The 20,632-nt window shown below is 69.5% G+C and carries 29 protein-coding genes; 2 read left to right on the top strand and 27 right to left on the bottom strand.

Annotated elements, in window-relative coordinates; all coding sequences use genetic code 11:
- Positions 1–2: 2 nt before the first annotated feature.
- A complete protein-coding gene (locus JYK17_RS18470; protein WP_128803726.1) occupies positions 3–485 on the bottom strand; it encodes a hypothetical protein in 483 nt (160 codons plus the stop codon).
- 82 nt (positions 486–567) lie between these two features.
- Between JYK17_RS18470 and JYK17_RS18465 the strand changes: the two genes are divergently transcribed.
- Positions 568–930: a hypothetical protein gene (locus JYK17_RS18465; RefSeq protein ID WP_128803725.1), complete on the top strand. Its 363-nt coding sequence runs from the start codon at positions 568–570 to the stop codon at positions 928–930.
- Between the two features lie 70 nt (positions 931–1,000).
- Here the strand turns inward: JYK17_RS18465 and JYK17_RS18460 are convergent, their stop codons facing one another.
- The 17 genes from JYK17_RS18460 to JYK17_RS18380 all read right to left on the bottom strand — a co-directional run bounded on the left by JYK17_RS18460 (position 1,001) and on the right by JYK17_RS18380 (position 14,560).
- Complete coding sequence (locus JYK17_RS18460) at positions 1,001–1,429, bottom strand: hypothetical protein (RefSeq protein WP_128803724.1); 429 nt, start codon at positions 1,427–1,429, stop codon at positions 1,001–1,003.
- A 13-nt stretch (positions 1,430–1,442) separates the two neighbouring features.
- Positions 1,443–2,471 carry a phage tail tube protein gene (locus tag JYK17_RS18455; RefSeq protein WP_128803723.1) on the bottom strand — a complete coding sequence of 343 codons (1,029 nt, stop codon included), beginning with the start codon at positions 2,469–2,471 and terminating at the stop codon, positions 1,443–1,445.
- Complete coding sequence (locus JYK17_RS18450; protein ID WP_128803722.1) at positions 2,471–2,743, bottom strand: hypothetical protein; 273 nt, start codon at positions 2,741–2,743, stop codon at positions 2,471–2,473. The genes JYK17_RS18455 and JYK17_RS18450 overlap by 1 nt, the downstream gene beginning before the upstream one ends.
- A gap of 22 nt (positions 2,744–2,765) precedes the next feature.
- On the bottom strand, positions 2,766–3,230 hold the full coding sequence (locus JYK17_RS18445; protein ID WP_128803721.1) for a hypothetical protein: 465 nt from the start codon (positions 3,228–3,230) through the stop codon (positions 2,766–2,768).
- On the bottom strand, positions 3,230–3,775 hold the full coding sequence (locus tag JYK17_RS18440; protein ID WP_128803720.1) for a head-tail connector protein: 546 nt from the start codon (positions 3,773–3,775) through the stop codon (positions 3,230–3,232). The genes JYK17_RS18445 and JYK17_RS18440 overlap by 1 nt, the downstream gene beginning before the upstream one ends.
- Before the next feature lie 12 nt (positions 3,776–3,787).
- Positions 3,788–6,025, bottom strand: a complete 2,238-nt coding sequence (locus JYK17_RS18435) for a hypothetical protein (protein WP_222810844.1) — start codon at positions 6,023–6,025, stop codon at positions 3,788–3,790.
- 30 nt (positions 6,026–6,055) lie between these two features.
- Positions 6,056–6,331, bottom strand: coding sequence for a hypothetical protein (locus JYK17_RS18430; protein ID WP_222810843.1), 276 nt, complete (start codon positions 6,329–6,331; stop codon positions 6,056–6,058).
- Positions 6,328–7,017, bottom strand: a complete 690-nt coding sequence (locus JYK17_RS18425) for a glycosyltransferase family protein (RefSeq protein ID WP_222810842.1) — start codon at positions 7,015–7,017, stop codon at positions 6,328–6,330. The genes JYK17_RS18430 and JYK17_RS18425 overlap by 4 nt, the downstream gene beginning before the upstream one ends.
- Entirely contained in the window at positions 7,008–7,736 is a 729-nt protein-coding gene (locus JYK17_RS18420; protein ID WP_222810841.1) for a hypothetical protein, read from the bottom strand. The genes JYK17_RS18425 and JYK17_RS18420 overlap by 10 nt, the downstream gene beginning before the upstream one ends.
- A 27-nt stretch (positions 7,737–7,763) precedes the next feature.
- The gene (locus tag JYK17_RS18415; RefSeq protein WP_222810840.1) at positions 7,764–9,149 is read right to left on the bottom strand and encodes a phage major capsid protein; all 1,386 of its coding nucleotides are present in this window, start codon (positions 9,147–9,149) and stop codon (positions 7,764–7,766) included.
- A 142-nt stretch (positions 9,150–9,291) separates the two neighbouring features.
- A complete protein-coding gene (locus tag JYK17_RS18410) occupies positions 9,292–10,308 on the bottom strand; it encodes an HK97 family phage prohead protease (protein ID WP_222810839.1) in 1,017 nt (338 codons plus the stop codon).
- A gap of 4 nt (positions 10,309–10,312) precedes the next feature.
- The gene (locus JYK17_RS18405) at positions 10,313–11,572 is read right to left on the bottom strand and encodes a phage portal protein (RefSeq protein WP_222810838.1); all 1,260 of its coding nucleotides are present in this window, start codon (positions 11,570–11,572) and stop codon (positions 10,313–10,315) included.
- Positions 11,573–11,592: 20 nt separating this feature from the next.
- Positions 11,593–13,116: a terminase large subunit domain-containing protein gene (locus tag JYK17_RS18400; protein WP_222810837.1), complete on the bottom strand. Its 1,524-nt coding sequence runs from the start codon at positions 13,114–13,116 to the stop codon at positions 11,593–11,595.
- Positions 13,067–13,456 carry a hypothetical protein gene (locus JYK17_RS18395; protein ID WP_222810836.1) on the bottom strand — a complete coding sequence of 130 codons (390 nt, stop codon included), beginning with the start codon at positions 13,454–13,456 and terminating at the stop codon, positions 13,067–13,069. Before JYK17_RS18395 ends, JYK17_RS18400 begins: the two co-directional genes overlap by 50 nt.
- Before the next feature lie 128 nt (positions 13,457–13,584).
- The gene (locus JYK17_RS41200) at positions 13,585–13,911 is read right to left on the bottom strand and encodes an HNH endonuclease (RefSeq protein WP_222810835.1); all 327 of its coding nucleotides are present in this window, start codon (positions 13,909–13,911) and stop codon (positions 13,585–13,587) included.
- 29 nt (positions 13,912–13,940) lie between these two features.
- Positions 13,941–14,243, bottom strand: coding sequence for a hypothetical protein (locus JYK17_RS18385; RefSeq protein ID WP_222810834.1), 303 nt, complete (start codon positions 14,241–14,243; stop codon positions 13,941–13,943).
- A gap of 95 nt (positions 14,244–14,338) precedes the next feature.
- On the bottom strand, positions 14,339–14,560 hold the full coding sequence (locus JYK17_RS18380) for a hypothetical protein (RefSeq protein ID WP_222810833.1): 222 nt from the start codon (positions 14,558–14,560) through the stop codon (positions 14,339–14,341).
- Between the two features lie 43 nt (positions 14,561–14,603).
- Here JYK17_RS18380 and JYK17_RS18375 point away from each other — a divergent pair, with 43 nt between their 5' ends.
- Positions 14,604–14,807, top strand: a complete 204-nt coding sequence (locus JYK17_RS18375) for a hypothetical protein (protein ID WP_222810832.1) — start codon at positions 14,604–14,606, stop codon at positions 14,805–14,807.
- On the opposite strand, the gene JYK17_RS18370 is transcribed toward JYK17_RS18375, so the two are convergent.
- The 9 genes from JYK17_RS18370 to JYK17_RS18330 all read right to left on the bottom strand — a co-directional run bounded on the left by JYK17_RS18370 (position 14,808) and on the right by JYK17_RS18330 (position 20,546).
- Complete coding sequence (locus JYK17_RS18370; protein ID WP_222810831.1) at positions 14,808–15,572, bottom strand: hypothetical protein; 765 nt, start codon at positions 15,570–15,572, stop codon at positions 14,808–14,810. It abuts the gene before it with no gap.
- Positions 15,573–15,743: 171 nt separating this feature from the next.
- Positions 15,744–16,001, bottom strand: a complete 258-nt coding sequence (locus tag JYK17_RS18365) for a hypothetical protein (RefSeq protein WP_222810830.1) — start codon at positions 15,999–16,001, stop codon at positions 15,744–15,746.
- 132 nt (positions 16,002–16,133) lie between these two features.
- Positions 16,134–16,589 carry a zinc finger domain-containing protein gene (locus tag JYK17_RS18360; protein WP_222810829.1) on the bottom strand — a complete coding sequence of 152 codons (456 nt, stop codon included), beginning with the start codon at positions 16,587–16,589 and terminating at the stop codon, positions 16,134–16,136.
- 20 nt (positions 16,590–16,609) lie between these two features.
- Complete coding sequence (locus JYK17_RS18355; protein ID WP_222810828.1) at positions 16,610–16,870, bottom strand: hypothetical protein; 261 nt, start codon at positions 16,868–16,870, stop codon at positions 16,610–16,612.
- 42 nt (positions 16,871–16,912) lie between these two features.
- The gene (locus tag JYK17_RS18350) at positions 16,913–17,398 is read right to left on the bottom strand and encodes a hypothetical protein (RefSeq protein ID WP_222810827.1); all 486 of its coding nucleotides are present in this window, start codon (positions 17,396–17,398) and stop codon (positions 16,913–16,915) included.
- Positions 17,399–17,470: 72 nt separating this feature from the next.
- Positions 17,471–17,707, bottom strand: coding sequence for a hypothetical protein (locus tag JYK17_RS18345; RefSeq protein ID WP_234547511.1), 237 nt, complete (start codon positions 17,705–17,707; stop codon positions 17,471–17,473).
- Between the two features lie 165 nt (positions 17,708–17,872).
- A complete protein-coding gene (locus JYK17_RS18340) occupies positions 17,873–19,951 on the bottom strand; it encodes a cell division protein FtsK (RefSeq protein WP_222810825.1) in 2,079 nt (692 codons plus the stop codon).
- A gap of 20 nt (positions 19,952–19,971) precedes the next feature.
- Positions 19,972–20,298 (bottom strand): hypothetical protein, encoded by a 327-nt coding sequence (locus tag JYK17_RS18335; RefSeq protein WP_222810824.1) that lies wholly within the window; start codon positions 20,296–20,298, stop codon positions 19,972–19,974.
- Complete coding sequence (locus tag JYK17_RS18330; RefSeq protein ID WP_222810823.1) at positions 20,295–20,546, bottom strand: hypothetical protein; 252 nt, start codon at positions 20,544–20,546, stop codon at positions 20,295–20,297. Before JYK17_RS18330 ends, JYK17_RS18335 begins: the two co-directional genes overlap by 4 nt.
- Between the last annotated feature and the right edge of the window lie 86 nt (positions 20,547–20,632).

Below are 20,632 nucleotides of genomic sequence, written 5' to 3'. Positions count from 1 at the left end.
GGTCAGGTGATCTTCTTGGCGACGCGGTCCATGGCCCTGTTGACGTTCACGCGGGTGCGCGTACCGAGGGGCCGGACCGTCTTGTAGAAGTAGGGCGACGGGTCCTGCTTGACCCACACCTCTTTGTTGCCGTACACGGGGTGCCGCCACGGCTTCTTCAGGCCCTCCATGTACGCCTGGAGGGCCTTCTCGTGGGTGGGCATCTTGCGGCCGTCGACGCGGATACGGACACCGGCCTGCTTGCCGGTGAGCTTCACCTCGAGCTTCACGGCCTTCGACATGCGGCCGCGCAGCCCGTCCGCCGAGTAGCCGCGGCTGGAAGGGATCTGCCGGATCGCCGCCCGCACCGCCGGCACCATCGGCTTCGCCGCGGACCGCAGCTCGCTGCCGAACTCCTTCTTCAGCTGCTTGTTGTCCATCTTCCGCAGCTCGGCACCGATCCGCTTGAGGTCCTTGCCGGTGCGCATCTCGAAGCCCGCAACCATACGCACCCCCTTGATCGAGTTGACCGGATTTGGGGCCGGTGGGACCATCCCGCCAACTGTGTGTGCTTCAGGGGGGATTGAGATGAGCAGCGACACGAAAGCGGAAGACTCGCACTGCGGGCACTGCGAGCAGCACGTCAAGCCCGTCGAGAAGCGAGGCTGGTCCTCGTTCCTCGCCTGGGTGGCCCTGCTCGAGTTCGGCGCCGTCATCGCCGCGGTGGTGGCCGCCATCCACGCCTACAACCCGGACGCCGGCGGGATCGGCCGGCTCATCCTGTGGCCGGCCGCCGTGCACCCGGCGTGGCTGAGCATCCTCGCCGCCATCGCCGCGTTCATCACGGCAGCCGCCCTGTCCGGGTCAGCCGGCCGCCGCGCCACCGCGGCGGCGACGTGCCCGCTGTGCGGTGGGCGCCTGGCCGCCGCCGAACCCGCCGCGAGCGCCTAGTCGACCGGAGGCGGCGGGTCCTTGGCGAGCTCGTCGCACACCTCGGCGAGCACGTCGAACTCGTCGAGTGTCAGGCCTCCGATGGTGGCGGGGGTGTACTTGAAGTTGTAGGCGAAGGATCCGAGGTAGCGCCAGTAGCGGGCGTCGGGGTCGTCCCATCCCCGCCAGACGCGGGCGTAGGGTCCGCGGCCGGCGCCGCCTCCGCTCCCCCGCCGGCAGCCGCCTCATCCGGGTCCGGCTCGGGCTCGACGAAGTCCAGCTGGATGTCGGCATAGTCGAGCGTGTCGAGGTCCGAGAACCGCAGCGTCTCCCCGGCCCGCTTCTTCGACATGAAGATGAGGGCGGCGATGGCGTCCGGGTCGCTCTCGTCGAGGGCAGCGAGCCACCTGGGGGGCGTGAAGCCCGTGTAGGTCTTCAACTCGCGGGCTTCGGCGACCAGGAGCCGGTCGCTGTCCCACTCGTACTCGGTGCCTTCGACGGTCACCTTGATTACGGCCACAGTGCGGATACCCCTACAGAGTCGTGTCGGAGGAGACGATGCGGACCTGGATGACGGGGTTGGTCTCGTCGCTGTAGGCCTCGAAGTCCGTCGACATGGAGACGATGTCGGGGCCGCCCACGTTCGGCGCTGCAGCCTTCAGCTTCACCGCCGGGAGGATGACCTCCAGGGTCTCTAGGTTGCCGCCCTCGATGTCGTCACCGGTGAGGGTGAGGACCAGCGGCAGCGTGTCGTTGGCCGTGAAGTGGTCGTACAGCTCCGTCTTGTTGAACTCGGCGGTAAGGCTGCCGGTGACGGTCGGGGTGTCGTTCTCCAGCTGCTCCGACTTCAGGCCGGCGTTGCCGATGCCGAACCGGTCGGTGGCCATCGGCGCGGCCCCGGACACGCTGACCTCGGTGACGACCGTCGCGACGGCGACGCCGCCGCTGACGCTGGTCTTCCCGGTGGCCGTGGCGACGGTGCCGCCCAGCGTGAGCGTGGCGTTGGCGAAGCTGAACACCTTCGACCCGGACGGGTACGAGGCCGCGGCCAGCGCCGTCGCGGTCGCTTCGCTGCGGCCGTCGAACGTCACCTTCAGCGTGGGGATGGCGTTGTCGGAGACGGACAGCTCCCACGAGCCGACCTTGCACCCGGCGTACGTGAACGGCCGCACGGTGCCTGTCGACGGCTCCGGCCGGCCCACCTGCACGGTGAGGCCCTTGCCGCGGAAGTCGCCGGGGACGTGGATCTGCTCGTATGCCGTGGTGGTGTCGATCTGCGTCGCCGACGCGGACGAGGCCAGGCAGTGCTTCCACAGCACGCCCATGCCCTTCGTGGCGTGTTCCAGGGTGACGTCACCGGACACCGACTGGCGGGAGATGGACACGCGGCTGGCGCGCTTGTACTTCGTGCCGACGCGCAGGCCGGTCGGCTCGAGGAACGTGGGGTCCAGCTTCAGGGACTCGTCGTTGAACTCGAAGGTCTTGTTCGGGGTGACCGCAGTCCCCCAGGTGACCTCCTCGCCGACCATCAGCTGTGCGTCGAGACCGCTGCCAGTCGTCATCAGACTTCGCCACCCTTCTCCTCAACGGCCCCCTCGGCGGCCTTCACGGGCTTGCGGGACGTCTTCGCGGGCGTGTCCTCGACACCCCACTGAGACTTCGGGAATGCGCGGCGGGCGTCGCCCTCACCGCAGATCCACGCGTCGTCGGTCTCCTCGAGCGGTCCGGCGACGGTGATGACCTGCCCCTGTTCGACGGGCAGGCTGTTGGGGCTGGACGGGGGCGCGTACAGGTGCACGGCCTCCCCGAGGTTGCGCAGGCGTACGGCGCCCATCGGCTCTCTCCTTGGCTCAGGGTCAGATGCGTGTCGAGCAGGTCAAAGTGAACGGCAGACGGCCTTGAATGCCGGTCGCGGTCTGCTCGGTGTGGAAGGTGTGTTCCGCCACCGAGCACACGGTCGGCGTGCCCAGACCGAGCGCCGGGTCCGCGCGGACGACGGCCTCGACCTCGGCGAAGATGGCGAAGGTCCGGTCTCGGCACGGCTTGACCTTCGTCGAGCCCTGCCGCACGAGGACCGCTCCGGTCAGGATGATGTCCTCGTTCTTCGCCTTCGCGCCCAGGCCCGCCCACTGCTGGGTGGTCTGGCTGGTCGTGAAGTCGCCCTCGGGGTCTCCGTCGTAGCCGACGAACACCCACTCGCTCTTCGCGGAATCGGAGACGAGGGGCCCGTCGACGACCTGCACACCAGCAAGGCCGTCGGCCGCCTGGAGGCGCTCGAGGAAGCTGTCGATGAGCGCCGGAACACGCGAGGACCTCGTCATCAGGCGATCCCGGGAAGCTGGGTGCCGAGCAGCTCGGCGGCCCGGTTCGGGATCAGGTAGCCGGCGGGCATCATGAACTCGCCTCCGCCGCCCGGGACCGCGCCCATGCGGCCGCGCTGCGTCTCCCACAGGTGCTGAAGGATGATCAGCGCGGCGAGCCGTTCGTTGGCGGCCGCCACCGCGGGCCCGGCCACGTAGGTGAAGGTGACGAGACCGGTGAACGGGGCGCCGGACAGGACGGTGACGCTGCCGGAGGCGCCGTTCAGGTGCATCACTGCGGGGTCGACGGACCAGCTGGTCGAGCCGTCCACGGCGGCGATGCTCGTCAGCGAGGCGACCGGCACCGACCGCAGCAGGACCTGTGTCGTGCCGGACGCGAGGTCGAACTCGTCGACGAAGGTGCGCTGCTCGACGATCCGGCCGAGCTCCCGCTCGATCGGCACGTGCAGCGCGTCGATGTACAGCTGGAGCTCGAGGTCGTCGTCCGTGTCGGAGACGTCGATGTTGAGCTGCTTCTTCGCGTCCGTCAGGTTCACGATCGCCACGCGGGCCGCCTCTCAGATCGCATACCAGCCCCATGTCGTGCCGTCGTAGGCCGCCTCGACGGTGAGGGCTTCACCGTTGGCGAGCGTCGTGCTGGTGGCGCTGGTCCCGTCGCCGAGGTGGATCGGCTGCGAGCTCGTCGTGGCGACGGTGAGCGTGTTCACGCCCACGTTGCGGAGCGTGTACTGCACCGGGTTGACGTCGGCGTCCGGCAGCGTGCCGGTGATGCCCGCCGAGGTGGTGTCGCACAGCAGGGTCCGGTCGATGGGCCGCGCCGTGAAGTCCGCGCTCACGCGGCGGATCGCCCGCGGCGACTGCCCGTCGATGACCTCGATGCCGGTCGGGTGGGCGGTGCTGACTCCGGCCGGGGTGAACAGGCCGGTCAGCCGCAGCAGCCCGACGGCGGCCATCAGCGCGCCGACCGAGTTGCCGTCGATGTTCGGGGTGCTGGACTCGGTCGACAACTCGATGTCGACGATCGGGCCGACGCCGCCTGACCCGGCGCCCACGATGTACACCTCGTGCGTGCACGACTCAACGGACGCCGACAGCACCCGCATCGAATGCGCCGCACCGTTGGATCCGGCGTACGTGCCCACCAGGCACAGGGCCGCCCAGCAGTACAGGACCATGATCCGGGTGACGAGCGTGTGCTCGCTGAAGAAGATCCCGTAGGTGAAGCCGCCCTGGATCGACAGGTTGTCCACAATGGACAGGTCGTTGTTGCCGGGCGCCGGCATGAGGATGCCGATGGACAGGCCTGTCGCGAACACTCCCGGCGACGTGTAGTCGGTCGCGCTGGGGACCACGCCCAGCGAGGACACGCTGACGTTGCGGACGTGGGCGTTCGCGCAGCCGAAGAAGTTCGCCGCGCCCCAGGTGATGCCGAAGCGGCAGTGCGGAACGAGGAAGGCCATGTCCTCGAGGACCGGCATGATGTTGCTGAAGCGGCCGCTCGCGCCGTACGCAAGCCCGTTGCTGCTGCCCTCGTTGGGGCCGCTGATGATGCCCGGGTTGCCGTTCGCGTTCAGGTCGCTGGTCTGCGCCGACGTCGAGGCGTAGAACCCGAAGCTGATCCAGCACGATCCGGCGATCTGCGGAACGAGCTGCTCCCAGTGCCGTACGCCTGCCCCGGACCCGGCGCCCTTGAAGTGCGGGATCTTCTTCACGCCGGTCGTGGCGTAGACGTCGAGGGGGACTTGCCCGTTGCCGCTCTTGCTGGTGTCCAGCGGCCCGTCGATGACGTACCCGCCGGGCGGGGTGAACACCTGCGCGTAGGCGTGGCCGGCGGCGAGGTAGTCCTCGGCGGCCTGCGTGGCGGCCCGTACGGCGTCGTAGTTGTTCGTGCCGAACACGACCACGGCATCGGTGATGCTGGTCGGCGGCGTGTCCGTCAGCCCCATCGCGCTGCTGCTGCTGAAGCTCGCGAAGGTCGTGGCGAACGCGGTCACACCGTCCGCACCGGCCCCCTGGATCAGGACCGACTTGCCGACGAGGCCGCTGTGGAACGGAGCGGAGGTGGCGCAGGTCAGGGTAGCCACGCCGCCGGTCACCGCGCCGTCGCTGACGACGACCGCGTCCCCGACCGCCCCGTACGCCGGGTCCGTGATGTCGAAGACCCATTCGGGGCTGCTGCCGGACGCGGCCGCCCACTCCGCGGCAGTGGTGCCGGTGGCGGTCAGGACCTGTCCGGCCGCCGGCGTACCCGACACCGTGACCCCGTTGACCTCACCGAACCGCGGGTCGTCGCCGGCCGCGACCGTGTCCTCGTCGGTGCCGACGTCGAGCAGCGCCGCCCCGCCGAGCTCCAGGTGCTCGCGCGCCGCGGCCTTGTCGGGCACGTCGGCCAGGTTCTGCGCCTTGGCGAGGAACGTCGACGCGGGGGCGACGACCGTGAACTCACCGGTGTCCGGGTCGGGCACGAGGACCTCGGCGAGGGACACCGACGTGTCGTTCTTCGACAGGGTGATGTAGCGGACCCAGCCGGGTGCGTTGCTGAACTGGCCGCGCACCTTGTACGCCCAGCCCGTCGGCGACATGCCTGTGATGTCGTTCGGGGCCAGGATGATCGAGTACTCGCCGTCCTCCAAGACGGCTTCGGCGGAGCCGCCGAGTACGACGTCCTGCCCGGCGATGGTGACGAGGTCCGGCCCGTCGAAGAAGATCGATCCTTCGTAGGGGGTGCCGTCGGGCAGGCACAGCGGCTTGTCGGAGGACACCGTCACACCGGTGACGCCAGCAGGCAGCGACACGTCGCCCTCCGATCCGTGAGTACCGCGCGGCTACTTGCTGTCGGTCTGCGGCTTGGCCGGGGCCGCGGCCTTCTTCGCCGGGGCCTTCTTGGCGGCTGCCGTGCCCCTGGCCGGTGCCGGCGGCTGCGCCGTGTTCTCCGCGGGCCGGTCGGCGTCGGCGCGCTCCTGCTCCGGCTCCACCTCGTGGCCGTAGCTGTCGCGCAGGATCTGAGCCACGACGGCCGCGTCTTCCTCGCGTCCGGCCGTCTTGTATCCCTGGTATTCGGCGATGTAGGCGGCCTTGTAGTCCGCGTGGATATTCCTCATAGTTCCTTCACCTGCTCAATGTCGGGAAGCATCGCGTAGTACTCGGCCTTGAGCGCCTTGCGCTCGGCGGTGCGCTGTTTGGTCTGGTGCTCGAGCCGCACGTCCCAGAGAGCTTCGGCCGGCTCCAGGCGGTGCACGGTCTGATTGCCGGCCAGGACCTTGACACGGTTCTCGCCCGGGGCGGTGACCACGTAGTGGGCCTGCTGGATGCCGATGCCGGGCAGCGCCCTGAACAGCACCCGCAGCGGCGTCTGCGTATCGCGTTCGCCTCGCTCGCAGAGCCGGACCTCGGCGACGTCCAGATCGGTGTCGGCGAGCTGCTTACGGACGTCTGCGGGGACGTCGACAAGGGTCTCGTCGGCGTCGATGCGCAGGAACCAGTCGCGACCGGCCTCGGCGAACGTCATGCCGAGGCGGAACATGAAGTCCCGCTTGTCGACCTCGTTGCCCCACCACGGTTGCCGCGGCGTGTGGATGGTGCAGCCCATTCCGGCACCTGCCGCGGTGTGGGCGATGATGTCCGCCTGCTCGCTGCCCGAGGCGGCCTTGCGGGTGGCGCCGGGGAACAGGGCGTACGGCCCGTCGACCGCGATCAGGTGGTCGCAGATCTTCGCTGCGGAGGCGACGCACTGGGCGAGCCACGCGGGCGATTCCTCGTACCAGGACAGCAGGCCGATCACGCGCACGCGGTGCCTCCAGGGGTCAGGCCGCGGGTGGCAGGGTGGCGGCGGTAGTCGTCGGGGAAGTCCAGGTCGTCGGTGGCGTCGTCGATCTCGACCCACCAGGGCGGCCGGACCTCGTGCTGGCGTAGCGGGGTGCCCTGGAGCATGCGCAGGATCGTCCAGCCGTGTTTCGTCGGATCGGCCCGGCCCGCGTCCTGCTCGCGGCGTGTGGCGTCGGTGAGCGCGGACATGCGGTCGTTGTTCCGGCCGCGCCAGGAGTTCGCGAAGATCTCACCCCAGGGCGTGCCGGTCACGGTTGAGGCGTGCTCCCGGCCGAAGAACCGGAACCCGTCGTCATCAGTGCTGGTGACGGCCGCCGCGGTGAGGATCGTGTCCAGGGCACGGTCGGTGAACCACACGTCCCCGAGCAGCAGCACGTTGACGGTGTCCGGCCGCCACACCGGCCGGGACGACTCGAACTCGTTGCGGGCTGCCGCGTCCGCCTGGTGGGTGCGCGCCCCGTGCGCGGCGGCCAGCGCCTCGTACGGGCCGGGCTCGTCGGCCGGCACGGTCAGCCACACATCGCTCGTGTAGGCGGCCAGTTGCGTCAGCGTCCGCTCCAGCAGCGGCACGGCGGGCTCGTCGCCCTCCAGGACGCTGCGTACGGGAGCGAAGTGGGAGCGGACGCCGAGGTGTCCGCCCCACTTCTTCTGGCTTCCGGCAGCCGCCACGATGACGCGCATGACGGCTGCCCTTTTCTGCTCGGCCTGTCAGAACGACGGTGCGACCAGGCCCGCACCGCCGATCTCGACGACGGACTGCGGGTAGCGGCCCGCCGTGAAGGCCAGGTAGCCGTACACCTGGAGACGGACGGTGAGGTTGCCGGAGCCGACGTCCGGCAGCACCCGCGTACGGATCCCCGACTCGAACAGCAGCAGGTCCGAGGCGCGCAGCACGTGGATGACGTCCTCGGTGGTGGACGTGCCCAGCGTGGTCGGGATGGACGGGTCCGTCACGACCGGCAGGCCGTGCATCTGCCCGACGACCTGCTGCGAGCCGACCGCGCCGAGGGTGGCGACCGCGTTCATCGGGTTGCCCGCGTCCGGCACCACCAGGGGCCGGCCCTGCGAGTCGACCGCGGCGAGGAACCACGCCCAGCGGCGCGGGTGCATCACGATGACGGTCGGCGGCATGAAGCGGGAGGTGTGGACCCGCTGCACCGCGTCCGCGATCTTGCTGTAGATCGCAGACACGGTGGCCGTGCCCGCCGAGATGGTGACGATGTTCGACGTGTTGCGGACACCGGTCACCTGACCGGAGCTGCCCGAGCCGGAGATGACCTGCAGGTCCAGCTTGGTCGCGTAGTCCGCCACCAGGTCACGGAAGATGACCTGGTCGAAGCTGATCGGCGACTGGTCCAGGAGCTGGATCGCGACGTCCTGCTGACCGGCGATGGTGCGCACCGGGGCGGTCACGGAGGTGTCCGTGAGGTCGGTCTCCTGCACGCTGCCGTTGTCCGCGGTCTGGATGCCGGTCGCGGTGCCGGTGGCCAGCTTCGGGATGTTGATGCTGTCCGTGCCCGGCGGCAGCGCCTCACCGTTGCACAGGTTCGCGTACGCGCGGCCCGCGCGGGCGAGCTCGACGTACTGCGACATGAGCCACAGCGGCGGCACGAAGTAGCCGCCGGCACCGTCGGTGCGGGTGAGGTCGCGGTACTCCTTGTCGGTCTCGACCTCCTGGGCGTGACGGCGCAGCCGCTCGATCGCGGTGCCGTCGCCGTCCATGTTGAGCTGGACCCGCATCAGGTCCTGCATGTAGGAACGGCCGCTGTGCTGGTCGTAGGTGCGGCCCTCGGTGACGGACTGCACGCGGGCCTGCGCCCGGCGGACCGCTGCCGCGCCGGCGGTGACCTGCTGCTCGCGCTCGGCCTCTTCCGACAGCTCGGTGATGCGCTCGTCGAACGCGCGGATCTCCTCGTCCTTGGTCTTGACCTGCTCGGTCAGGCCGCGGAACTCGGTGTCCTCCTCCGGGGAGAGGTCCTCGCGGGCCTCCTCCTCGGCGATGTCGACGATGGCCTTGCGCTGGGCGAGCAGCTGCTCGCGGTCCTTCGCGGCCTGCTCGCGACGAGCAATGAGCCGCTTGAGACGCTCGTCCATGACGAGTCTCCTGTCTGGCGTGGGGATCATGACGGCGGCCAGTGCCAGGCCGTGATGAGCCGCCGTGCGCCAGTGCCAGGCGTGCGACAGCGCCGCGAGTCCGTGCCGGATCGCGGTTGGTTTTAGGGGGTGCTGCGGCTGGTCAGCCGCTGATGCTCCCGTCCGGGTTCCAGTTGGACGGGATCTGGTCGGACAGGCCGATCGCGCGGGCGCGGGTGGCGATGTGCTTGCGGATCGCGTCGTGCGATCCGCTGCCGCGGCCCACTGCCCTCAGCGCGGCCTCCAGGTCAGAGGCGCCGTGCATGTTCGCCGGCCGTATCGGATACGAGCCGTTCGGCATCGCCCAGCCGCGGGAGGCCGCGTACTGGCGGGCCGCGGCGTTCAGGTCTGCCGCGTTGGGCGTGGTGATGTTGCCCTGGTCGGCGCGTTCCGACAGTTCCAGGTCGCCGGCGACGACCGCGAAGGCCTCGGCGCGGCTCAGCGCGCGGGCCTCCCGGCCCGGCATCAGCCGGCGCAGCTCGGCGAGGCGTTCGCCGGCGCGGACCATGTCGCCGGCCGCGGACTGTCCCAGCGCGCGCAGCTCGGCGGCCGCGTCGTCGGGGTGCACGCTGGTGAGGTAGTCGAGGACCGAGCGCATGTTCAGCTCGGCGGACGTGGCGGGGTTGGCGCCGAAGTTGACGACGCTGACGTCACCCTTGTGCAGGGACACCTCGGTGAGGCGGCGCTGGGAGTCGTCGTCGGACCAGGCGTCGTTCTTCACGCGGAACGCGAACGACATCTCGTCCATGTCGCCCCGGGCCATCTTCGTCTCGAGGCGCTGCACGTCCGGGTCACGCCGGTCGAGGTCCGCGGTCACCAGCAGCCCGCGCGCGTCCGTTCCCAGGCGCAGGGTGCCGGACTTGGTCCGTGCGAGCGGCATGCCCTCGTGGTTGATAAGGAGGTGCACGTCGGGCTTGTTGGCCAGCGTCACGTCGAACGCCCGCCGGTCGACCACCTCGGTCCAGCCGCGCGGTGCGCCGCCGAGGACGTCGTACGGGTGGTCGAAGACGGAGGCGTAGCCGCTGAGCATGAGGGAATCCCCCGCCTGCCGCAGCTCGAAGTCGGTCGCGGCGATGGACCGCCGCTCGGGGGCGTCGATGAGCGAGCGCCGGTCAACCATGGTGTTAACCCTTCTGGTTCGTGATGAGGCGCAGCCGCGCGTCGTCCACGCCGCCGTCGTGCTCCCGGATCGCCGGAACGGCGACCGGCTTGCCCGCGGCCAGCGGCAGCGGCGTGTAGTCCGATCCGGCCCCGTCCGGCAGCGGCGGCTCGTTCTCCAGGGCGCGAAGGCCGTCGATGTTGTCCCAGCCGATGAGCCGCTTCTTCTCGTACGCCTCGATGCGCGTCGCAAGGTCCGCGCGGATCAGCACGTCGGAGTCGAACTTCACGAACTGGCCCCGCGGCAGCAGCGTGCTGAAGTGGGACTCCAGCAGCGACAGCCACGGCAGCAACGAGAACTGCACGAGCTCGATCTGCCGTTGCTCGGGCGAGCTGTACGACATCGACCCGCCGGTCTCGCCGCCGATCATCTCGGGCGGGATGCCGTAGATGGCCGCGATCTGCGAGGCCGTCAGCCGCATCGTCTGCACGAACTGCGCCTCGTTCGGCGAGATCGTGAACGGGTCGTACTCCCAGTCCTTGCCGTACACGATCGGCTCGTGCGACCGGATCGCCTGCACCAAGCGCCGCTTGATGATGTTCGCGTCATCCTGCGGGACGGTCTGCGACGTGTTCCGGAACCGGCCCGGTGGCACACCGCCGGCACGGAACCAGTCGTCGGAGAACTTCTGCGCCGCCAGCCCCGTGCTCACCGTCACCGCGTACGCGCCGATCGGCGACAGCCCGAACACACGGCCCGGCAGCTGGAACCACGGGACGTGCACCACGTCCTCGGACGGCAGCGGCTCCCCGAGGTAGAACCACTTCGGGTTCGTGAACGAGCCCGGCTCCCCGAGCGGGGCGAGCTGCACCCGGTCCTCGCACAGCACGTTCGCCGGGTCCAGCCACTCAATGGCGGTCGGGTACTCCAGGTAGTCCCGGGCCGTCACCACACCGATGGCGTTGCCTCGGTACGCCAGCGAGGTGACGGCCCGGAAGATCCAGTCGTGCAGCGTGCCTTGCGCGCACGGCTGAGTGAACAGCGACGGCGTCGGCAGCTGCTGCGTCTGACCGCCCACCTGCCGGTACACGCACAACGGCACGGAGGAGATCGTCGCCGCGAGCAGTCGGCCGGCCGCAAGCACCGGTCCCAGCCGCAGCGCCCCGTCCTCATTGACGGCGGCCGGCGCGGCCAGCGGCTCGACCGGCCACGACACCGTCGTCGAATCCAGAGCCCGCTGCTCCGAGCCGCCACGACGCAGCACGCTACGGAAGGGGTTGCGCACGGATAACTCCCCTCCAGGCGTCAGTAGATGCTGTCGAGCAGGTCATAGGACTTGGCCTCGAGCAGATGGGACCGGCTGATGTAGGACCAGCGGGCGAGGCTCATGGAAACGAGCGGCGTGATATCCACGTCGGACTTGGTGGGCGTCCACGCGATGGTGTCGCCGGACGACTTGGTCTTCGCGCCGGCCACCGCCACGTCGAGGTGCCGGTTTGGCACGACGCGGAACGCCTGCTCGCGGACACCGTCGAGGACCATGCCCGCGGCTGCGGCCATGTCGACCGGGCCCGTCACGGCAAGGTCGCCCGATTCCGGCTCCTCCGGATTCTCCGGAAGCTTGAAGCCCTCCTTGTCGAGGGCCGTCTTCAAGAACGCCCACGTGCCCTTGCCCATGGCGATCGCGAGCGGCTCGAGAGCCCCGCGCAGCTCGACCAGCCGCGGCACAACCCACTTGGTGCCGGGCCGGTAGTCGGCCAGCTGGACGTGCCCGCAGCCGTCCGCCCGCAGCCCGTACACGCAGATCGCCGCCGAGTCCCGCAGCGGGCTGATGTCGAGCCCCAGGGCCAGGCCGGCGTCCCGGTCACGCTGCGAGAACTCCTCAAGCATGGACGCCCATTTGGCCGGGTCGATGACCGTGGAACCTTCGACGCGCTTCGGCCAGATGCCGAGGATCTCCCGCGCGAAGCCCTGATCCGACATACCGCGCCGGTCGCGCGCCGACGCCTCCTGGGTGACGCGCGTGCCCCAGGCCGGATTCGTCCGCTCCCACAGCGCCTGGTCGTCCAGGTCGATGTCGGCCAGATGGTCGAGGTCGCCGTCCAGGCCCCAGTCGCGGTAGCCCAGCGAGTCGTCCCCGCCCGCCTCGGCGCGCTGGCGCAGCGCGTACATCACGTCGCCGGTATCGCCGGTCAGCGGCGGCGTCGACGTGTAGACGATCTGCGGGTTCTCGACGGCCCGCATCGTCGGCATGAGGGCCTCGTTCTGCTCCCACGTGTACGCGAAGGCCTCGTCGATGATGTTCAGATGGCCGGTGAAACCGCGCCCCGATCCCTTGCTGCGGGCGATGAACTTCAGCTCCGCATTGGTGTCGAGGCGCTCGAAGCCTTCCTCACCATTGGTGTTGCAGATCTTGATGCGGATGCCGTCGACCTCGAGCAGGTTCTCGTTGTTGCCGACCTGCTTGCCGAGCTTCTTCAGCAGCTTCCGCATACGCCGGAAGGCGCGGATCGCCGTCTTGTACTCGTGCGCCGACCACATGATCAGCTCTTCGCCCAGCAGCAGGAACCCGGCGAGCGCCCGGATCTCCAGCACGGCGCCCTTGCCGTTCTGCCGGGGCACCCACTCGGCGAACTCGAAGCAGGCCCACTTGCCGTCGGGCCGCACCGACATCAGCAGGTCGAGACTGTCCGCCTGCCACGGATCCGCGATCAGTCCCGCGCGGCGGGCGAGCTCGCAGGCCTCCGGGCCGAGCGTGTACTCGGCCGGCGGCCCGAGCTCAACCCTGGGCTTTCTTCTTGGCGATGCGGGCGGTGAGGTCACTGACACCCGTCGCCTCCTGCTCCGAACTCGGCACGACCGGCGCAAACCCTGTCTGGCCTTGGCGAATCTCGGCGATAAGCATCCGAAGAGCGCCCTGTTGCTGCCGGGTCTCCGCCAATACACCCTGAATATCGGGGAGTTCACCGTCATTACTCTTGACGTCCGCGGATCCCCGCAGGATGATGGTGTTGAGGACATCGAGCCGGTCAGTGATACGGCAAGCCTCTTCGAGCAAAACGAGATGCGCAGGCGTCAGCTGCCAAGCCTCATTTGCTTCCCGCCAGAGCCGCGATCCCCGATCCGCGAGGCCGGCCGGGAAATCAGAACCCGAATCGGGCCCCTCCATGATCATCACCCTCCTGTGAAATTCCGCGGGGGGAGAGGGAGGGTCAGGTGGGGGCGGGGTCGGCCACCCCATGATCAAAAAAGTCGATCTTGGTCAGGTCACAGCCATGATCGCGACGTTTCCGCAGCTCAGAGGCTTGCGACGTCCACTGAGAAGCTGGGGCGCGGCTGCTGCGCTCCGCGGAGCTGGTTGTTCCTGGCCGTGTTGCACTTGCGGTGGGCCAGCCGGCAGTTGGATCGGTCGAGGGGCTCGCCTCCGAGCCAGAGGGGGACGACGTGGTCGACGGTCCGGCCGTACGGGTGGGTCCTCCCGGGCAGGGACTGGTCGACGAGCTTGTGACACCACCAGCAGTGGGTCTCCTCCGCAAAGACCTGGGCTTGAACTCTTCGCCAAGGTCGTCCGCTTCGAGCCTGCCTCGTGCGCCGCTCGATCTCCTGTGCACTGAGCTGTGGCATGGGGCACCTAGGCAGTAGGGCAGTAGGGGCTACTGCTGCTGTGCTGCTGCTCTGAGCTGGTGGCAGTAGGAGGCATGGCAGGAGCGGTGCGCCAGGTGGCTGTTGTCCCTGGCTAGTGAGTCGCCACCTGCCCACAGTGGGCGGATGTGGGTGACGACAGGACCCCATGGGTGGGTGGTGCCAGGGAGGGTCTGGTCTACGGGGCCACTGCACCACCAGCAGTTGGCCTCTTCCTCGAGGACCTGGTGCTGGAGCTGCATGCGTCGTCTGTCGGCCACGCTCTGCATTGCGTCGGCTGCGATGGCGGGGCCGGCGAGGGTGGGCTCGGTCATGGCCACCCCCGGATATGCCGGAGCCCGGCTCTGTGGCCGGGCTCATGAGGCAGTACGTGCACCATGACTGATGATGCGTGGCGATTGATCTGTGGTCAAGCGGCCTTGCCTGGGCGTATGGCGCTGGTGAGGTCTGCGAGGTCCCACATGGCGGGGGCCTGGCCGGTGCTGCCGGGGGTGCGCTGGTAGTTGGCGGCCTTGACGCCGTGGCGTCGTGCCCAGCTGCGGAAGCTGTCGGGCTTCATGCCGAGCGAGTAGGCGGCCATGGCCGTGGTGACGAGGGGCCGGCCGTCACGCCCGGTGCTGGTGGTGGTCACGTGATCAGTGTGCCCGTACGACCAGGAGTGCCATGCTGGTCGCATGCACCATCTGATGCGTCGCCGGTTCGGCAAGCCCTCCATCTCCGAGCAGACTGAGTCCCTTGGCCGCGCCATTGCGGACAGTCTCGCTACGGGCCTGCGGAACCCGCGCCCGCTGACCGCCGAAGAGATGGCCGAAGTAGCGGCCTACGCCAGTGACGTGGCGCACCACTCGTTCCCGGCCCTGTACGACGACGAGGACTGATCAGCCCTGCCAGACGGTGTAGGCGGCGCGAACGGCCTTCGCCGCGGCGGGGATGCCGGTCCACTGCTCCCGGTAGCTCATGCCTGCGGGCAGATTGTCGGGCGCATTGTCCGAGGAACCAGTATCGCCGCCCACCACGTTGCCCTTCGCGTCGTACAAGACGACCTGCTGAACGACGCCGTTGGCGACAGCATCGTGAGTGCTGTTCGTGACCTTGACGGCGAGGTTGTAGGCATACGGGGCGTTGGCGTCGGTGTACAGGTCGTCTCGGCTGCCGCTGCTGAGCTTTAGCTCGCTGGAGGCGAGCATGGGGCTGTCGACGGCGCCGGCCTGGCCGAAGGCGTCCTTGTTCTGGGAGATCTGGAGCTTGGCCGGTGTGCCGGTGAGGCTCGCCGAGAAGCCACCGCCGAGGTTGCCGAAGAAGTCGAAGGTGGCGCCGGCCGGGACGTTCGGGAGGGTCTCCTGGCTGGAGCCGACGATCGTGCCGGTCTCGTCGAGGGCGCGTACGTCAATGGCGACGGAGGCTGGCGACTTGCCCGGGTTCTGGACCCGGGCGACGTACGAGACCTCGGTGTCGCCTCCGCCGTCCTTGGCAGTCCGGCTCCAGGCCAGGCGCACCGAGACAGCCTTCGTCTGCGCGGCCGGCGCCTTGAGCTTGCTGCTGCTGGTGCTCGTGTCAGCGGCTGGCTGTTTGTGGTTCCCGCTGCATGCGGTGAGTGTGGCCGCGAGGATGGCGGCGGCGACGAGCGCGGTTCTGGCGTGCATGGTCCCCCCAAGGACTGTACTGAGCCCGGCAATTGTGGGGGCAATATGGAGCAACGTGGATACTGCACGCACTCTTCGTGTCGGAGATGTGACACGGGTGAGCCCCGGGGTGGTACCCGTGCACGACGAGGCCCCCGCTGGAAGGCGGGGCCTCGATCGGTGGTTCGAGGATCAGGGCTGCGGAGCCGCCGGCACGGTGCGGTTCATGGTCATGGGTTGCATGGGGATGCGCGAGAGGTCGGTGCCGCCGTCGTAGCCGGGGAGCGGGCCGCCGAGGTCCGGGTTGAACGCTCGGCGTAGGCCGATGGCGAACGCGGCCGCGGTGTTGGGTTCGGGCTCGATGCCGAAGAGCTCGTACTCCAGCTCAGCGATCCGTGTCCGGTCGGCGCGCGGCTGCGGTGCGGGCTTCGGCTGCCAGGGCCAGCGCATGCGTTCCTCCCGAAGGGCTTGTGGGCGGGCCGGGGTTCAACCCCTCCCGGGCGCACGGGTTCGCGCGGCCCGCCCGTGACGCGGGCGGTGTACGGCCGCCCGGTACGCCTGCCCTTCTCGAGGGCTCGTCGGTCAGCGTACGTCGCCGGCGGTGGGGTCGGGTGCCTTGTCGTTGAGGCCGCGGGCGAGGCGGAATCGGTCGGCGTGGCTCTTCTTCCTTATGCCGCCGCTGCGCCCTGTCCCCACGCACCGCAGGCCGACCTCTGCGCCGCAGTACGGGCAGGCGACTTTCTGCGTGACGGCTTCCTCAGCCGCGAGCTCTGCCTCGTCGCGCTCCTGCTGCGCGCGGGTGGAGTGCTCGTGCTCCCGTTGCCGGCCTCGGATGTCCTTGTAGGCGGCCGTGGCGCGCGACACTGCGGTGGTGTGGTCCGTGCCTGCCGTCAGCTCGTTGATGACGATGAGCAGCGCCGCGGAGGCGGCGCTCTGGTGCTCGATCGGCATGTACGGGTTCGCTTCGTGTTCGAGGTCGGCCCGGAGGCGCTCGAGGTCTCGCGCGAACTGGAGGGCGTTGAAGGGTTGTTCGGTCACAGGGGCATCTTCCACCTTGGTCACCACCAGCCGTTGCGGCTGCGCCAGATCGGGATGTGCTGCGCAGTCGCCTTGCGCTGCACCAGCACGGCGACGATGTAGAAGGGTTTGAGCATCCACCAGCACAGCCAGGCCTCGAGGATCAGGCACCACCACAGGAGGAGCAACGGCGCGGTGATGCAGCCGGCACCTCCGCTGCTGCGTCGCCGGCCGCCGGTGAGCGGGATGCTGCCGCCGATGGAGAACGGGCCGGGAAGCGGGATGCGCCAGCGCAGCCGCATGTCGGTTCCTTTCGAGGTGCGGAGCGGTTGGGGTGGCCGTTCTCAGGACAGTTCGTCGATGTTGAGTGTCATGGTCAGCGTTTTCGAGCCGACGGTGATCTGCATGGTGCCCCAGCAGTCGGAGTTCGGGTCGTCCGCCGTCGGGTCGCCCTCGCAGGCGTTGTCCTCGTACTCCTGCTGCGCGGCGCGCATTTTCGCGATCTGTTTCGTGCTCTCCGGGTACTTGGCCGCGCCGCCCTGGGCGTCGATGTCCTTCTGGAGGTCGTCGACGACGGTCATGATGGCGCCGAGGTCGTCGGAGCAGGTGACGCTGCTCGGCGACTGGCAGTCGGCGACCGATCCATCGGAGACGGCGTCGAGCTTGGCGGTGTAAGTGCCGGTCAGCTTCTTCGGCTTGGCGGCCGCGGCGGATGCCTTCACGGTGGCCGAGCGCTTCGCGGGCTTGGCGTCCGACGATCCGTCGGAGCAGGCGCCGAGCGTGCCGGCGAGCAGCAGGGCAGCGGCGAGCGCGGGAATGGTGCGGTGCATGGTCCCCCCAGGACGTGTCTGTGGCTGGATGGTACGGAGTTACGCGGGAGTTGGTGCCGGATCGTGCGGATATCAGTTGCGGTATGCGCGTGCCGGCCGCTCGCGGGTGCCGGCTTCGTGGATGCGACGCCAGGCGTTGTGCAGTCGGCGGCCGCGGCGCAGTTGCCAGCGTTCGCCGCGGCAGCGCGGGCAGACGATGATGCTGCCGCGGCGTTCGGTCTTGCCGGTGCCGGCACAGCGTCGGCACTTGCGGAACGGCTGGACGAGGCATAACAGCCAGTAGCAGAGCGGTGTTGCGGCGAGCAGCAAGCAAGCAGTGAGCATGGGGGCGTCTTCCCTGTCTGAGGCCGGTATTTGGCGTCTCGCGGGGCCCTGCTGCTAGGCGCTAGTTTCCTGGTCAGGGCCGTGTTCTGCTGCTAGCGGGGGTGCTAGGCCTAGCAGTGGCGGGTGCTAGGCCTAGCGGCGCTCCGTGATCTACGCGGCGACCCGATCAGCGTCACGGCGAGTGACGGCGGCCAGGACGTCGGCCTTCTTGATGCCGCGTTTGGTGGTGCCCTTGCCGTCGTCTCCGGTGGCCCACACGTCGGCCGTGGCGACGCCCCACGGTTTGAGTGCGGGGGCGACGCTGGCGGTTGTCCATTCGCCGTAGACGTCGGGCAGCGTCTCTGCGAGGCGGGCAGCGATGCGCTCGCACCACAGCTGCTCTTCGTCGGCGTGGAACACCTTGGCGACGTCGCCGAGGACGTCCATGCCGCGGCTGGCGGACGGGCCTTGACCGATGGCGTGGCCGGTGACGTTGCCGTACGCCTCGCGCAGCTGGCGGGCGCGTGCGACGACGCCCTCGGCGGCCGGGCCGTCGACGAACGCGGACGCGGCGATGACGGGGTCGTCGCCTTCGCCGGACATCCAGCAGATGCCTCGGTCGGAGCGGCTGAACATGGTGGCGCGGATGCCGGCCTTGTAGGCGCCGGTGCCGAGGACCATGTCGTTGGCCTGGTGACTCATGACCTTGAGGCAGAAGCGGAGGATGGCGTTGGCGGAGATGCCGGGCGGCAGGCTCTTCGCGTCGGGCCGCTGCGTGGCGAAGATGCCGATGATGCCGAGGGCGGGGCCGCGCTTGGCGATGTCGGTACAGATGCTCTCGAGCTCGGCACCGTACTTCTCGTGCTCGAAGGGGACTTGACACTCGTCGAAGCCAACGACGATCGGGTGCAGGCCGAGGCTCTTGTCGTTGGCGAGGGCCGGCGTCACCTTCGACTCGGGGCAGCGGCTCTTGGGCAGGTTGCGGATCACCTTTGCGCGGCGCCTGAGTTCGTCCTTCAGCTCGCGCATGGCGTGCACGACGTACTCGAGGTCCTCGTCTTCCTCGCCGGACCGGTAGCGGTGGCAGACCGGCTCGAGGGGGCCGAGGTCGCCGGTGCCCTTGAAGTCGAACGCGAGGATCGCGGCGCGCGGGTCGAGGGCGGCGATGAGGAGCAGCAGGCGCAGCAGGAACGTCTTGCCCATGCGCGGTACGGAGCCGATGACGACCGAGACGAACATGAGGCAGACGACGACGTCCCGCATGCGCTGGTCGTTGCCGAAGACGACCGGCTTGAACAGGTCGACCTCGCCTTCCTTCAGCAGCGGCCAGGGCGGCTTCGTGGTCTCGTTCATGGGCTTGTCGCCCACCCACAGGATGAGGCGGCCTTCGTGCTCGTCGGGGTCGCCGGACGGCCACACGCAGCCGAGCTTGCGGCGCAGGCCGGAGGCGAGGGCCTGGCGCTCTTCCATGACGTCCTCGGGCACGACGCCGTACGGCAGGTCGAGGTCGGCGCGGTAGCCGGGCCCGTCGCGGGTGATCTCGCTGGTGAAGCGCATGCCGTTCATGTCGCCGCCCTTCTTGATGGCGGCGACGATCTTCGGGTTGCCGATCGATTCGAGGGCGCGCAGCACGATCGTCCCGGTCAGCTTCTGGAGCTCGGTGCGCATGACGGCGGGGCCGATGACGGGGGCGTCGGGCTGCTGGCCGGCGTAGCCGAGGGTGAGGACGGCTCCGGCGGCGAACGCGTACAGGATGTCGGGTGCCATGACGTACAGCCAGATCGCGAAGCTGAGGCCGAAGGCGGCGGCGACGGCGGTGACGAACAGGCGCAGCCGGACCCGGCCGGCGCGCAGCCGGGCGAGCTGCATGTATTCGGTGACGTCGTCCTGGGCGACGGCGAAGGCGCGCAGGGGTGCGGCCTCGCGGTCCCAGATCCACCGGTTCGTCGAGGCGACGAAGCGGCATGCGCCGCGGGGCGCCATGGTGGTGAGCTGTGCGGCGTACCAGGGGGCGCGCAGGCCGTGGAAGGCGGTGGCGTACCAGGCGTGGCCTGCGGCGCGCTTGGTGGTGGCGCGGAAGTCGCGGCTGTTGCGCAGCCACGGCGTGATGATCGGGCGGCGCTTCTCGGTGACGACGCCGGGTGCGGGCAGTTTCGGGTTGTCGACGGGCTGCGGTGGCGGGGCTGCCTCCTGCGGGCTGGTGTCGGGCTGCGCCTCGGCCGGCGCTTCGGGCGTGATGGTGTCGGTCATCGTCTCTCTCGTGATGTCCGTCAGCGGTTACGGATGTCGCGCCAGATCGAGCGCAGGATGAGGAAGCAGCCGGTGGCGCAGACCGCGCCGATGGCGACGGCGATGGCGGCCAGGGCGAACGCGATGGCGAACACGGCACCGATGGCGCCGACAGCGCACACCACTGCGCCGATGGTGAGCCACTTACGGGCGTTGAAGTCCGCGCGGGGCGCCGACGCCGGCTGTGTGTACGTCTGCTGCTGGGTGAGCTGCTGTGCCGCGAGGAAGGCGGCGATGAGCTTCAGCTGGTCGGTGTTGTCAGCGGCCTCGACCGCGTCGCGGGCGGCTTTGGCGAACTCGTCGCTCACGGTGCGGCGCGCCTCCGGGAGTGGCGCGCGACGGCGACGCCCAGCGCGGCGAGCGCCAGGATCGGCGGGTGCGCCAGGAGGTGCGCCGCGCCGAGCATGAGGAACGCGGCGGCGACGTAGAGGAGTTGCGCCAGCTGGTCGGCGAAGCCGGGCCAGACGGCGGCGACGGCGAGGAGAAGGAGGCCGGCGAGCCACGCGAGGGCGCGAAGTATGGGCGTAGCGGAGGGTCGGCTCTTACGATCAGACATGTCCTGCCCTTGCAGCTTGAAGGGTTCAAGGGTGGGAGGCCCCGGCCGAGGCGTGGAAGTTGTCGGCCGGGGCCGTTGTGCGTTGG

The organism is Streptomyces plumbidurans, from assembly GCF_019857225.1.
GTDB lineage: Bacteria > Actinomycetota > Actinomycetes > Streptomycetales > Streptomycetaceae > Streptomyces > Streptomyces plumbidurans.
This window is presented reverse-complemented; position numbering and strand designations above follow the sequence as displayed.

Bases quoted from the DNA above. Each gene is read 5' to 3' on its own strand.
- JYK17_RS18340 (WP_222810825.1), bottom strand. From the start codon at position 19,951: ATGACCGACACCATCACGCCCGAAGCGCCGGCCGAGGCGCAGCCCGAC.
- JYK17_RS18455 (WP_128803723.1), bottom strand. From the start codon at position 2,471: ATGACGACTGGCAGCGGTCTCGACGCACAGCTGATGGTCGGCGAGGAG.
- JYK17_RS18350 (WP_222810827.1), bottom strand. From the start codon at position 17,398: ATGCACCGCACCATTCCCGCGCTCGCCGCTGCCCTGCTGCTCGCCGGC.
- JYK17_RS18415 (WP_222810840.1), bottom strand. From the start codon at position 9,149: ATGGACGAGCGTCTCAAGCGGCTCATTGCTCGTCGCGAGCAGGCCGCG.
- JYK17_RS18445 (WP_128803721.1), bottom strand. From the start codon at position 3,230: ATGACGAGGTCCTCGCGTGTTCCGGCGCTCATCGACAGCTTCCTCGAG.
- JYK17_RS18385 (WP_222810834.1), bottom strand. From the start codon at position 14,243: ATGACCGAGCCCACCCTCGCCGGCCCCGCCATCGCAGCCGACGCAATG.
- JYK17_RS18370 (WP_222810831.1), bottom strand. From the start codon at position 15,572: ATGCACGCCAGAACCGCGCTCGTCGCCGCCGCCATCCTCGCGGCCACA.
- JYK17_RS18450 (WP_128803722.1), bottom strand. From the start codon at position 2,743: ATGGGCGCCGTACGCCTGCGCAACCTCGGGGAGGCCGTGCACCTGTAC.
- JYK17_RS18420 (WP_222810841.1), bottom strand. From the start codon at position 7,736: ATGCGCGTCATCGTGGCGGCTGCCGGAAGCCAGAAGAAGTGGGGCGGA.
- JYK17_RS18375 (WP_222810832.1), top strand. From the start codon at position 14,604: ATGCACCATCTGATGCGTCGCCGGTTCGGCAAGCCCTCCATCTCCGAG.
- JYK17_RS18330 (WP_222810823.1), bottom strand. From the start codon at position 20,546: ATGTCTGATCGTAAGAGCCGACCCTCCGCTACGCCCATACTTCGCGCC.
- JYK17_RS18410 (WP_222810839.1), bottom strand. From the start codon at position 10,308: ATGGTTGACCGGCGCTCGCTCATCGACGCCCCCGAGCGGCGGTCCATC.
- JYK17_RS18395 (WP_222810836.1), bottom strand. From the start codon at position 13,456: ATGGAGGGGCCCGATTCGGGTTCTGATTTCCCGGCCGGCCTCGCGGAT.
- JYK17_RS41200 (WP_222810835.1), bottom strand. From the start codon at position 13,911: ATGCCACAGCTCAGTGCACAGGAGATCGAGCGGCGCACGAGGCAGGCT.
- JYK17_RS18355 (WP_222810828.1), bottom strand. From the start codon at position 16,870: ATGCGGCTGCGCTGGCGCATCCCGCTTCCCGGCCCGTTCTCCATCGGC.
- JYK17_RS18430 (WP_222810843.1), bottom strand. From the start codon at position 6,331: ATGAGGAATATCCACGCGGACTACAAGGCCGCCTACATCGCCGAATAC.
- JYK17_RS18470 (WP_128803726.1), bottom strand. From the start codon at position 485: ATGGTTGCGGGCTTCGAGATGCGCACCGGCAAGGACCTCAAGCGGATC.
- JYK17_RS18465 (WP_128803725.1), top strand. From the start codon at position 568: ATGAGCAGCGACACGAAAGCGGAAGACTCGCACTGCGGGCACTGCGAG.
- JYK17_RS18365 (WP_222810830.1), bottom strand. From the start codon at position 16,001: ATGCGCTGGCCCTGGCAGCCGAAGCCCGCACCGCAGCCGCGCGCCGAC.